This is a genomic window from Streptococcus sp. 1343 (genome assembly GCF_013277355.1).
Taxonomy (GTDB): domain Bacteria; phylum Bacillota; class Bacilli; order Lactobacillales; family Streptococcaceae; genus Streptococcus; species Streptococcus pseudopneumoniae.
Genome location: NZ_VMMT01000059.1, coordinates 19236 through 31542 on the forward strand (window position 1 = coordinate 19236; position 12307 = coordinate 31542).

Annotated in this window: 10 protein-coding genes and 1 tRNA gene; 7 read left to right on the forward strand and 4 right to left on the reverse strand. The window is 40.7% G+C overall.

Features of this window, described 5'->3' with window-relative positions:
* Positions 1-2: 2 nt before the first annotated feature.
* The 4 genes from HT709_RS08710 to HT709_RS08725 all read right to left on the reverse strand — a co-directional run bounded on the left by HT709_RS08710 (position 3) and on the right by HT709_RS08725 (position 4857).
* Complete coding sequence (locus tag HT709_RS08710) at positions 3-1085, reverse strand: Xaa-Pro peptidase family protein (protein WP_000040907.1); 1083 nt, start codon at positions 1083-1085, stop codon at positions 3-5.
* A gap of 125 nt (positions 1086-1210) precedes the next feature.
* Positions 1211-1993 (reverse strand): lipid II isoglutaminyl synthase subunit GatD, encoded by a 783-nt coding sequence (gene gatD / locus HT709_RS08715; protein WP_172925685.1) that lies wholly within the window; start codon positions 1991-1993, stop codon positions 1211-1213.
* Positions 1993-3336 carry a lipid II isoglutaminyl synthase subunit MurT gene (murT, locus tag HT709_RS08720; RefSeq protein WP_050261756.1) on the reverse strand — a complete coding sequence of 448 codons (1344 nt, stop codon included), beginning with the start codon at positions 3334-3336 and terminating at the stop codon, positions 1993-1995. Before murT ends, gatD begins: the two co-directional genes overlap by 1 nt.
* A 204-nt stretch (positions 3337-3540) precedes the next feature.
* Positions 3541-4857, reverse strand: coding sequence for an FAD-containing oxidoreductase (locus HT709_RS08725; protein WP_000958960.1), 1317 nt, complete (start codon positions 4855-4857; stop codon positions 3541-3543).
* Between the two features lie 193 nt (positions 4858-5050).
* On the opposite strand from HT709_RS08725, the gene HT709_RS08730 reads away from it, so the two are divergent.
* The 7 genes from HT709_RS08730 (at position 5051) to HT709_RS08760 (ending at position 12057) form a co-directional block, all read left to right on the forward strand.
* Positions 5051-6277 (forward strand): OFA family MFS transporter, encoded by a 1227-nt coding sequence (locus HT709_RS08730; protein ID WP_023940287.1) that lies wholly within the window; start codon positions 5051-5053, stop codon positions 6275-6277.
* 197 nt (positions 6278-6474) lie between these two features.
* Positions 6475-8055: a DEAD/DEAH box helicase gene (locus tag HT709_RS08735; RefSeq protein WP_000671122.1), complete on the forward strand. Its 1581-nt coding sequence runs from the start codon at positions 6475-6477 to the stop codon at positions 8053-8055.
* A gap of 277 nt (positions 8056-8332) precedes the next feature.
* On the forward strand, positions 8333-9121 hold the full coding sequence (gene codY / locus HT709_RS08740) for a GTP-sensing pleiotropic transcriptional regulator CodY (protein WP_000940723.1): 789 nt from the start codon (positions 8333-8335) through the stop codon (positions 9119-9121).
* Positions 9121-9696, forward strand: a complete 576-nt coding sequence (locus HT709_RS08745) for an isochorismatase family cysteine hydrolase (RefSeq protein ID WP_000158719.1) — start codon at positions 9121-9123, stop codon at positions 9694-9696. Before codY ends, HT709_RS08745 begins: the two co-directional genes overlap by 1 nt.
* Before the next feature lie 80 nt (positions 9697-9776).
* Positions 9777-9862 (forward strand) — tRNA-Leu (locus HT709_RS08750).
* A gap of 280 nt (positions 9863-10142) precedes the next feature.
* Positions 10143-11273 (forward strand): sn-glycerol-3-phosphate ABC transporter ATP-binding protein UgpC, encoded by a 1131-nt coding sequence (gene ugpC, locus HT709_RS08755; protein WP_000229957.1) that lies wholly within the window; start codon positions 10143-10145, stop codon positions 11271-11273.
* Between the two features lie 271 nt (positions 11274-11544).
* Positions 11545-12057: an adenine phosphoribosyltransferase gene (locus tag HT709_RS08760; RefSeq protein WP_023933925.1), complete on the forward strand. Its 513-nt coding sequence runs from the start codon at positions 11545-11547 to the stop codon at positions 12055-12057.
* Positions 12058-12307: the final 250 nt, after the last annotated feature.

A 12307-nucleotide genomic window follows, 5' to 3' on the forward strand; every position in this document is an offset into this window, starting at 1 on the left:
TCTTAATCAAAATAAAGCAAATCTTTGCTGGTGCTTGTAAAGAGGTCGAAGCCATCCTTGGTAACAACACCGCAGTCTTCAATACGAACACCGACTTTACCAGGGATATAGATACCTGGTTCAACAGAGAAGCACATGCCTTCTTCGATGACCATGTCGTTTCCTTCCATGATAGATGGGAATTCATGGACATCCATACCGATACCATGCCCGAGACGGTGGTTGAAGTACTCACCATAACCAGCTTTTTCGATGACCTCACGGGCAGCGCGGTCCACTTCATGAGCAGTCACACCTGGCTTGATAAAGTCAAGAGCAGCTTGTTGGGCTTCAAGAGTCAAGTTGTAAATATCTTTCTTGAATTGGTCTGGTTTGCCGACAGCGACTGTACGAGTCATATCTGACGCATAGCCATTGACCAGAACACCCAGGTCAAAGAGGAGAAGAGCATCATTTTCAACCTTATTAGCTGCTGGAATGCCGTGTGGATTCGCAGCATTATCACCAGTTAAGACCATGGTATCAAAGCTCATTTCATAACCTTCACGTTTCATGGCAAAGTCAATTTGTGCGATGATATCTGTCTCAGTCTTGTCAAGAGAAATATTGTCAAAACCAACATGAACAGCCTTGTCAGCATAAAGACCTGCAACCATCATTTTTTGCACTTCATCAGCTGATTTGATGAGGCGCATGCGTTGGATACGAGGAGTGAGGTTGTCAAATTCAGCAGTCTCAAAAACTGTTTTCAAACCATGGTATTTGGTCAAGATGAGATTGTCAAACTCAACAGCGACACGTTTGAAGTCAAGTTGTGGAAGAGCATGTTTGATTTTTTGCCATGGATTTTCAGAATCGACATAGCCCACTACTGGGAAGGAAACGGTGCTACTTGCACGTTCTACTTCAAGAGCTGGGACAAAGAGGAGAGGTTCCTGATCCGCTAGGACAAAGAGGAACATTTGGCGTTCATGGGGATCACTGTAAAAACCAGTGAGGTAATTGATTGTGACGGGGTCAGATACGACAGCGACGTCTAGTTTTTCTGATTCAAGATATGTTAGGATTTGTTGTAATTTAGACATATGCTACCTTCTTTCTACCCCTCTATTTTGGCAAAAAATGAGAGAAAATGCAAGGGAGAAGGGTAAAAGAAAAGACAAAAAACTCCGACAAGATAACGGAGTTCTTTGATATCATTTTCCTTTGTTTAAGAAAAGTCAGCCTTGCTTTTGACGTCACTGTACTCTTCAGCGATTTCTTGGCTGAGAATGTCCTCATAGGCAGGGAGTTGGATGTCCTGACCATATTTCTTCTTGAGGGCAGTAGTAACTAGGCGATAAGCCAGATTGGCATTACGAGAGAGGATAGGCCCGTGGAAGTAGGAACCAAAGACATTCTTATAATGAACCCCTTCACCGACCTTTTCTTCGTTGTTTCCATTTCCATAGACAACCTGTCCCAGCGGTTTTTGGTCATCAGAGAGGAAGGTACGACCTTGGTGATTTTCAAATCCATAGTAGGTTTCATCGAAATCTTCATTGTGAATCTTGATGTCACCGATAAAACGGTTATTGGTCTGGTTGAGCGTGTAGTGTCCCATGACCCCTAGCCCTTCGATACGTTTTCCTGAAGCTTCAACATAATATTGACCCAATAGTTGGAAACCACCGCAGATAGCCAGAACTACACCGTCGTTTTGGATGTAGTTGTCAATGCTCTCTTTTTTAGCAGGTAGGTCGTCTGCAATGATAGTTTGTTCAAAGTCTTGACCGCCTCCGAAAAAGGCGATGTTGTAGTGATTTTCATCAAAATCATCATGGAGAGAAACGATGTCAACGGTCACATGGGCTCCCAGTTTTTCAGCAACATACTTGAGCATGAGGATGTTTCCATTGTCCCCGTAGGTATTCATGAGATTTCCGTAGAGGTGGGCAATGTTGAGCTGATAGGGGTAATTGCCATCTTTTGAGGAAAGTGAAGTATAAACCATTAGTTCATCTCCTTTCTAACAATCTGACGACTAGCCAGCAGTTCACGAAATTCCAGCATGGCAGTATAAGTTGCCAGAATATAGGCATGCTTGCAGTCTTGATTCTCAATGGTCTTGAGAACTTGCTCCAGATTACTCGTTTCAGTGATTTTCTCAGCTGGATAGCCAGTCACTCGGAGGCGACGAGCGATTTCAGAATGACGAACACCGCCAGCGTTGATTTCAGGAATGTCCATGTCAGTGATTTGCTCAAAGTCTGCATCCCAGATCCAGCTAGTGTCAATTCCATCTGCATAGTTGGCATTAAGGAGGACAGATAGGCTAAATGGATAAGGTGCTAGTTTGATCATTTCGATAGCTTGGGTTGCACCGACTGGATTTTTAATCAAGACAAGGGTACATTCCTTGTCACCGATATGAAAGGTTTCTTGGCGTCCAAAGACAGCACGGCTCTTGTCAAATCCCTGTTTGATGAGTTGGGAATCTGCGCCGAGGAAACGGGCGATGGCCACAGCAGCTAGGGCGTTATAGATATTATAGAGCCCGCCGATTTGGATACCGTATTCTTGGCCATCTATGACAAAGCGAGAGCGATTGTTGGTCAACTCAACCAGTTTTGTCAAACGATAGTCGAGATCAGGACGTTTACATCCACAACCTTCACAGATATAGGCACCCAAGTTTGCATAGATATTATGCTCATATTTGAGGATGCTTTGGCAGTCAGGACAGAGAATCCCTTCGGTATTGTAGTGAGCCAGTTGGGCTGGTCCTTTTTCCAAGTCAAAACCAAAATACTGTATAGGATTTGGGAAAGATGGTTTGTAGAAAAGTGGGCTGTCTCCGTTAAGGAGAACAGTAGCAGTTGGAACTTTCCGAATGGCATCCAATATCATGTTATAGGTAGTATAGATTTCACCGAAACGGTCCATCTGATCACGGAAGATATTAGTAATGACAAAAAGACTAGGCTGGATATAGTCACAGATACGAGATAGACTGGCTTCGTCAATTTCGAGGACGGCAATATTTTTCCCAGTTTTTGAAGATTTGGCTGTTAGGAAGGTTGTTGCAATTCCTGTAATCATGTTGGCACCGCTTGGGTTGGTTAGAACTTGACCATAAACCTCTTTTAAAATGCCGACAGTGAGGGCAGTTGTCAGGGTTTTTCCATTTGTTCCAGTGACCACGACAATCTCGTAGTTCTTAGCTAGGTTTTGTAAAATATCTTTATCAAATTGAAGGGCGACTTTCCCTGGGAGCGTACTTCCACGTCCAAGACGGCTTAAAACGAAGTGGGAAGAACACCCAGCAAGAAGGCCCAAAGTAGTTTTTAAGTTCATGTTTCTATTATATCACAAAAGAGGGAAAAGACAGATTTGATACTCAATGAAAATCAAAGAGCAAACTAGGAAGCTAGCCGCAGGCTGTACTTGAGTACGGCAAGGTGAAGCTGACGTGGTTTGAATTTGATTTTCGAAGAGTATGAGATTTCGCAGAAATGAAAACAGCCCTCAGAGGGCTGTCAGTTAAGATGAGATTTCAACTTAAATCGCAAATAAGTCATTCAAGTTCTCAGCCAAGGTTGGGTGAGTGAAAATTTGTTTTGTGAAGTAAGTGTAAGGAATCTTGTTGTCCATAGCAACAGTGATGATGTTGATGATTTCTTGAGAACCTTCTGAGAAGATGCTTGCTCCAAGAATTTCTTTTGTTTCAGTATTAACAACAGCTTTGAAGGCTCCACGAAGGTCTCCATTTACGTGACCACGAGGCATTGCTGCAACAGGGATTTCCTTAACGGCGTATGGAAGTTTCAAATCAGCTGCTTGGCTTTCAGTCAAACCAACTTGTGAAAGTGCAGGTGTGATGAACATAGTATTTGGTACATTGAGACGGTCTTCAAGTGTGTAGCTGCCATCTCCAGCAAGGTAGCTGTAAACAACACGGAAGTCATCAAGTGAAATGTAAGTAAATTGAAGGCCACCGTTGACATCTCCAACTGCAAAGACACCAGGAACGTTTGTTTGACAATGTTTGTCTACTTTAATAGCACCACGTTCAGTTAGTTCAATATCTGTATTTTCAAGTTGAAGTGGTTCTACATTTGGTTTGCGTCCAGTTGCATAGAGAAGGGCATCGAAACGGTAAGTTTCGTTTTCAGTCACGACAAGGACTTGGTCACCGTCATTTTTGATTTCAGTAGTATGGATATTTTGAAGCAATTCAATGCCATCTTCTTCCATGTATTGTTTAGCAAGAGCTGCGATGGAAGGTTCTGCACGAGGTAGGAATGTATCCAAGGCATCTAGGACTGTAACCTTGCTTCCAAGTTTGTTGTAAAGGCCAGCAAATTCAAGACCGATATTTCCACCACCAAGGACTCCAAGTTTTTCAGGCAATTTGTCCAAATTTTGGATACCTGTTGAGTCAAAGACGTTCTTGCTTGTAGCAAGTCCAGGGATAGGCAAGACGTTTGAAACAGCACCAGTGTTGATGACGATTGTTTCAGCAGTCAGTTCTTTCTTTTCATCACCAGCTTGGATTTCGATGACTTTATTTGAAAGGAAGTGAGCTTCCGCATCAAAGATATCCACGCCTGTACCAGCAACAGTCGCATAGTTTTTACCGTTGAGGCGACCAGTGATCGTGTTTTTGGTAGCAATGACTTCTTCAAAAGACAAGCCCTTCTCAGCAGCAACTAGCAAGGTTTTAGTTGGGATACAACCGATGTTGATACAAGTTCCACCGTACATAGCTTTGCTACGTTCAACGAGGGCAACTTTTTTGCCAGCTGAAGCCAATTTACCAGCTAGTGTTTTACCAGCCTTACCAAATCCGATAACGATTAAATCATAAGTTAACATTTAGAATTCCTCCTATTCGAATTACATTCTAGCACAAGAAAAAAACTTTTGCACAATTCTGCTACGAAAAAGACAGAAAAAGATGAAAACGCTTTCCAGACAAAAAACTAGTAATTTTTTGACAAGCTTGATAAACTAAAATCCTATCTATTTTTATATAAGAAAGAATAAATGTTCGAAAATAGGAGGTTTTATGAAATCGAATCGTTATATTATTGCCTTTGCTGGGGTCATTTTACACTTAATGCTGGGTTCGACTTATGCTTGGAGTGTTTATCGCAACCCTATTATTGAAAAAACGGGATGGGATCAGGCTTCTGTTGCCTTTGCCTTTAGTCTAGCAATCTTTTGTTTGGGCTTATCGGCTGCATTTATGGGGCGTTTGGTAGAAAAATTTGGTCCGAGAGTCATGGGGAGTCTATCTGCCTTTCTATACGCAGGTGGAAATATCTTAACAGGATTTGCAATAGACCGTCAGGAACTGTGGTTGTTGTATCTCGCTTATGGTATTTTAGGTGGGCTTGGTTTGGGAGCCGGCTATATTACTCCTGTGTCAACGATTATAAAATGGTTTCCTGATAAACGTGGTCTCGCAACAGGTTTAGCGATTATGGGGTTTGGTTTTGCTTCTTTATTGACTAGTCCCATAGCGCAACATCTCATCGCAGGGGTAGGGCTTGTAGAAACTTTTTATATTTTAGGTGCAAGTTACTTTATTATCATGCTCCTAGCTTCACAATTCATTCAGCGTCCAAATGAGCAAGAACTTGCAATTTTATCTGTTTCAGGGAAAGAAAAAACAGACTCTCTGACGCAAGGGATGACTGCAAATCAGGCTCTAAAAAGCAATCGGTTTTATATACTTTGGATTATTTTCTTTATCAACATAGCTTGTGGTTTAGGCTTAATTTCAGCGGCATCGCCAATGGCACAGGAGATGGCTGGCTTGTCTACAAGTCATGCAGCAGTAATGGTGGGCGTTTTGGGGATTTTCAATGGATTTGGTCGCTTGCTTTGGGCGAGTTTGTCTGACTATATCGGTCGCCCTCTAACCTTTAGTATATTACTGCTTGTCAATCTTTTCTTTTCTCTTTCACTTTGGATCTTTACAGATTCCGTTTTATTTGTAGTCGCTATGTCTATTTTGATGACTTGCTATGGAGCTGGTTTTTCATTGATTCCAGCTTATCTCAGTGATATTTTTGGAACCAAGGAATTGGCCGCTCTGCATGGTTATATTTTAACGGCTTGGGCAATGGCTGGTTTAGCGGGACCTATTTTATTAGCAGAGACTTATAAAATGGCTCATTCTTACACACAAACCTTGTTCGTTTTTATCATTTTATATAGTATCGCCTTGGCTTTGTCTTATTATCTAGGTCGTTCAATCAAAAAGGAAAGCCAAAAACCGTTTACATGATTTTCTGTAGAAATGGGGCTATCTTTTGCTCTTGTCTTGTGTTATACTAGATAGGTTGCAAAGAAAACAGTACTTTTCTTTTGTGGAAAAGAAGCAACACGATTTTGTATCCAGTATATGAAAATACGTCATAAAAAGAAAAGTATACACTAAGCCCTATAGGGTGGCTTCGCACCACCTTTAGAAAGAAGAATAACGTGAAATTTAATGAATTAAACTTGTCTGCTGATTTGCTAGCAGAGATTGAAAAAGCTGGTTTTGTAGAAGCCAGTCCGATCCAAGAACAAACCATTCCTTTGGCTCTAGAAGGCAAGGACGTTATCGGTCAAGCTCAGACTGGTACAGGGAAAACCGCAGCCTTTGGTTTGCCAACCCTTGAAAAAATCCGTACAGAAGAAGCGACCATCCAAGCCTTGGTCATCGCTCCAACTCGTGAACTAGCTGTCCAAAGTCAAGAAGAACTCTTCCGCTTTGGTCGTAGCAAGGGAGTCAAAGTCCGCTCAGTATATGGTGGATCAAGTATTGAAAAACAAATTAAGGCTCTTAAATCTGGTGCCCATATCGTGGTGGGAACACCTGGACGTCTTTTGGACTTGATTAAACGCAAGGCCTTGAAATTACAAGATATTGAAACTCTTATCCTTGACGAAGCAGATGAAATGCTCAACATGGGCTTCCTTGAAGACATTGAAGCTATCATTTCTCGTGTTCCTGAAAACCGTCAAACTTTGCTTTTCTCAGCAACTATGCCAGATGCTATCAAACGTATCGGTGTTCAGTTTATGAAAGAACCTGAGCATGTGAAGATTGCTGCTAAGGAATTGACAACAGAATTGGTTGACCAGTACTATATCCGTGTCAAGGAACAAGAAAAATTTGACACCATGACTCGTCTCATGGATGTGGAGCAACCTGAGCTTGCTATCGTATTTGGTCGTACAAAACGCCGTGTAGATGAATTGACTCGTGGTTTGAAAATCCGTGGATTCCGTGCAGAAGGAATTCATGGTGATTTGGACCAAAACAAACGTCTTCGTGTCCTTCGTGACTTTAAAAATGGCAATCTTGATGTTTTGGTTGCGACAGACGTGGCAGCGCGTGGCTTGGATATTTCAGGTGTGACCCATGTCTATAACTACGATATTCCACAAGATCCTGAAAGTTATGTTCACCGTATCGGTCGTACAGGTCGTGCCGGTAAGTCAGGTCAGTCTATTACTTTCGTATCACCAAATGAAATGGGCTACCTCCAAATCATTGAAAACTTGACCAAGAAACGCATGAAAGGTCTCAAACCTGCAAGTGCAGAAGAAGCCTTCCAAGCTAAAAAACAGGTAGCTCTCAAGAAAATCGAACGTGATTTTGCAGATGAGACTATCCGTGCTAACTTTGAGAAATTTGGTAAGGATGCTCGTAAGCTAGCTGCCGAATTTACTCCAGAAGAATTGGCAATGTATATCTTGAGTCTGACTGTTCAAGATCCGGATAGCCTTCCAGAAGTGGAGATTGCGCGTGAAAAACCACTGCCATTTAAACCATCAGGTAATGGCTTCGGTGGTAAAGCTAAGGGAGGTCGTCGTGGAGATGACCGTCGAGACCGTGATCGTCGAGACCGTGATCGCCGTGGTAATGGTCGTCGGGATGATTTCAAAAAAGGAAGTCGTGGCAATGATCGTTTTGATAAAGACAGACGTTACCGTAAGGATAATAAAAAACCACGCAATACTTCAAGTGAAAAGCAAACAGGCTTTGTTATTCGTAACAAGGGAGATAAATAAGAAAAAGCGGTTCAAAATGAATCGCTTTTTTATATAAGGAGACCAAGGGTGAAAGAAGATGGTGATAGCAAAGGATAGGTGAAATGGAAAGGTATTATCAACCCACCTTCTTATAATGATATAATATCAAATATAAATTAGGTTGTCAATAAGAAAACATAATTTTCTAAAATATTTCAGCTAGTCTAAATTGCAATTAAATAAGCAATTTTCAGATAATAATTGAAAATTCAATCTGTTTATGTTATAATGATAGCGATTAAATTCGAGGTGAAAAATGGCACATTTATTAGAAAAAACAAGAAAGATTACATCAATTTTGAAGCGCTCAGAGGAGCAGTTTCAGGATGAGCTTCCTTACAACGCTATTACGCGTCAGTTAGCGGATATTATTCATTGCAATGCCTGCATTATCAATAGTAAGGGACGTCTGCTTGGCTATTTTATGCGTTATAAAACAAATACAGATCGCGTAGAGCAATTCTTCCAAACTAAGATTTTCCCAGATGACTACGTTCAAGGGGCTAATATGATTTACGAAACAGAAGCAAATTTGCCTGTTGAGCATGATATGAGTATTTTCCCTGTTGAGAGTAGAGAAGATTTTCCAGATGGCTTGACGACTATTGCACCGATTCATGTATCGGGGATTCGCCTTGGTTCTTTGATTATTTGGCGCAATGATAAAAAATTCGAAGATGAGGACTTGATTCTTGTTGAGATTGCCAGTACCGTTGTTGGGATTCAGCTTCTTAACTTCCAGCGTGAAGAAGATGAGAAAAATATCCGTCGCCGTACTGCTGTCACCATGGCGGTTAATACCCTTTCTTACTCCGAACTCCGTGCTGTTTCAGCAATTTTAGGGGAATTAAATGGAAATGAAGGGCAGTTGACTGCATCAGTGATTGCAGACCGTATCGGAATTACCCGCTCTGTGATTGTCAATGCCCTTCGTAAACTTGAATCTGCGGGAATTATTGAAAGTCGCTCACTTGGAATGAAGGGAACCTACCTTAAGGTCTTGATTTCAGATATTTTTGAAGAAGTGAAGAAAAGAGATTACTAATGACTAAAGCTTTAATTTCGATTGATTATACAGAAGATTTTGTTGCTGATAGTGGTAAATTGACAGCAGGGGCTCCAGCTCAGGCTATTTCGGATGCCATTAGCAAGGTGACTCGATTAGCTTTTGAACGGGGAGATTATATCTTCTTTACTATTGATGCTCATGAAGAAAACGATTGTTTTCATCCAGAAAGTAAACTATTTCCTCCTCATAATCTGATTGGGACTAGTGGACGCAATTTATACGGAGACTTGGGGATCTTTTATCAAGAGCATGGTTCAGACAGTCGTGTCTTTTGGATGGATAAACGCCATTACTCAGCTTTTTCAGGGACTGACCTAGATATTCGTTTGAGAGAGCGTCGCATTTCTACAGTTATCTTAACAGGTGTCTTGACGGATATCTGTGTCCTGCATACAGCTATTGATGCCTATAATCTAGGTTATGACATCGAGATTGTTCAACCAGCTGTTGCTTCCATCTGGCCTGAAAATCATCAATTTGCCCTAGGTCATTTCAAAAATACACTTGGAGCTAAGTTAGTAGATGAAAATCTAAATGAAATTTTAGAGTAATTTGGTTGATGAAATGAAAAAAATTGAAAAAAAGTGTTGACAAGCATCCCAAAAGTTGATATACTAGTAAAGTAATCGACGCGGGGATGGCGGAATTGGCAGACGCGCAGGACTAAGGATCCTGTGACCGCTTTAGGTCGTGAGGGTTCAAGTCCCTCTCTCCGCATAGGATAAGAGTTAGCTTAGGCTAGCTCTTTTGTATTTCTCTAAAAAATTAGAATCCAGTCAAATGTAGTGGAGAATCAGCGAAAATATGGGAAAGCTGATCCTTGTTTCTGCTTTTGTATAGAAGAATAATAAAGATTATCTTCTTCAAATTCTCCGATATTCTCTAAAGTTTTGTGCAAGTTGCACAGAATTTTTTTGTTTTTTTGGTCACCTTGCCATAGAAATGTAAAACGTTTTCATCTATAATATAATTATCAAAAACAAAAGGAGTTCACCTCATGGTAGAATTGAATCTTAAAAATATTTACAAAAAATATCCAAACAGCGAACACTATTCAGTTGAAGATTTCAACTTGAATATCAAAGATAAAGAATTTATCGTTTTCGTAGGTCCTTCAGGATGTGGTAAATCAACAACCCTTCGTATGATTGCTGGTCTTGAAGACATCACAGAAGGTACTGCATCTATCGATGGCGTGGTTGTCAACGACGTAGCTCCAAAAGACCGTGACATCGCCATGGTATTCCAAAACTACGCTCTTTACCCACACATGACTGTATACGATAACATGGCTTTCGGTTTGAAATTGCGTAAATACAGCAAAGAAGACATCGACAAACGTGTGCAAGAAGCAGCTGAAATCCTTGGATTGAAAGAATTCTTGGAACGTAAACCAGCTGACCTTTCAGGTGGTCAACGTCAACGTGTTGCCATGGGTCGTGCCATCGTCCGTGATGCAAAAGTATTCTTGATGGACGAACCTTTGTCAAACTTGGATGCAAAACTTCGTGTATCAATGCGTGCTGAAATTGCGAAAATCCACCGTCGTATCGGAGCTACAACTATCTACGTAACTCACGACCAAACAGAAGCGATGACACTTGCAGACCGTATCGTTATCATGTCAGCAACTAAGAACCCTGCTGGTACAGGTACTATCGGACGTGTTGAGCAAATCGGTACTCCTCAAGAAGTTTACAAAAACCCAGTTAACAAATTCGTTGCAGGATTCATCGGAAGCCCAGCAATGAACTTCATCAATGTGAAATTAGTTGGTAGCGAAATTATTTCTGATGGTTTCCGTTTGAAAGTTCCAGAAGGAGCATTGAAAGTTCTTCGCGAAAAAGGCTACGAAGGTAAAGAGTTGATTTTCGGTATCCGTCCAGAAGATGTGAATGCAGAACCTGCTTTCCTTGAAACATTCCCAGACTGTGTTGTAAAAGCGACTATCTCTGTATCAGAACTGCTTGGTTCAGAATCTCACCTATACTGCCAAGTTGGTAAAGACGAATTTGTTGCTAAAGTTGATGCTCGTGATTACTTGCAAACAGGTGCAACAGTTGAACTTGGATTTGACTTGAACAAAGCACACTTCTTCGATGTAGAAACTGAAAAAACAGTCTATTAAAATAAATAAAATTCAAAGCAGTACAAGAAAAGATATCTCTTTATCGATTGTAGTGGAGAGATATCAGTTAGTCTAGGGAGAGAAACAAAATGCTTCTCTCCTTTTTGCTAGGGAAGTCATATTATGTATCTATCTTGTGACGTGCCTTGAATAAAAATGGTCGTCTTATTTGACTTATAGGGTGACTAGCAAATGAAATATTGTTTTCCCTTTCTTCTTTACTGGAAAATATGCTATAATAGAGAGTAAAAACTTTGAAAGAAAGAAAAATATGAATTTAAAAGATTACATTGCAACAATTGAAAATTATCCAAAAGAAGGTATCACCTTCCGTGATATTAGTCCTTTGATGGCTGATGGAAATGCTTATAGCTACGCTGTTCGTGAAATTGTTCAGTATGCTACTGACAAGAAAATTGACATGGTTGTAGGGCCTGAGGCTCGTGGATTTATTGTGGGCTGTCCAGTTGCCTTTGAGTTGGGAATTGGTTTTGCACCTGTTCGTAAACCAGGTAAATTGCCACGTGAAGTCATTTCTGCTGACTATGAAAAAGAGTACGGTGTTGATACCTTGACTATGCATGCGGATGCAATCAAACCAGGTCAACGCGTTCTTATTGTAGATGACCTCTTGGCAACAGGTGGAACTGTTAAGGCAACTATCGAGATGATTGAAAAACTTGGTGGTATTGTAGCAGGTTGTGCCTTCCTTGTTGAATTGGATGAATTGAACGGCCGTGAAAAAATCGGGGACTACGATTACAAGGTTCTTATGCATTATTAATGAAAAACAGTCCCTAGGGCTGTTTTCTCTACATTAGGATATAAAAATAGACTATAGCTAGTTAGAGAAAAACTATAATTGAAAACTATATCTTCTTGCAGTATAATAAAAGGACTATGTGTTTGAAATTTAGTTTCATACTCAATGAAAATCAAAGAGTAAACTAGCCGTAAGCTGCTCAAAGTACAGCTTTGAGGTTGCAGATAGAACTGACGAAGTCAGCTCAAAACACAGTTTTGAGGTTGCAGAT

Coding starts and splice junctions, on each gene's coding strand:
- HT709_RS08710 (WP_000040907.1), bottom strand. CDS start 1,085: ATGTCTAAATTACAACAAATCCTAACATATCTTGAATCAGAAAAACTA.
- gatD (WP_172925685.1), bottom strand. CDS start 1,993: ATGGTTTATACTTCACTTTCCTCAAAAGATGGCAATTACCCCTATCAG.
- murT (WP_050261756.1), bottom strand. CDS start 3,336: ATGAACTTAAAAACTACTTTGGGCCTTCTTGCTGGGTGTTCTTCCCAC.
- HT709_RS08725 (WP_000958960.1), bottom strand. CDS start 4,857: ATGTTAACTTATGATTTAATCGTTATCGGATTTGGTAAGGCTGGTAAA.
- HT709_RS08730 (WP_023940287.1), top strand. CDS start 5,051: ATGAAATCGAATCGTTATATTATTGCCTTTGCTGGGGTCATTTTACAC.
- codY (WP_000940723.1), top strand. CDS start 8,333: ATGGCACATTTATTAGAAAAAACAAGAAAGATTACATCAATTTTGAAG.
- HT709_RS08745 (WP_000158719.1), top strand. CDS start 9,121: ATGACTAAAGCTTTAATTTCGATTGATTATACAGAAGATTTTGTTGCT.
- ugpC (WP_000229957.1), top strand. CDS start 10,143: ATGGTAGAATTGAATCTTAAAAATATTTACAAAAAATATCCAAACAGC.
- HT709_RS08760 (WP_023933925.1), top strand. CDS start 11,545: ATGAATTTAAAAGATTACATTGCAACAATTGAAAATTATCCAAAAGAA.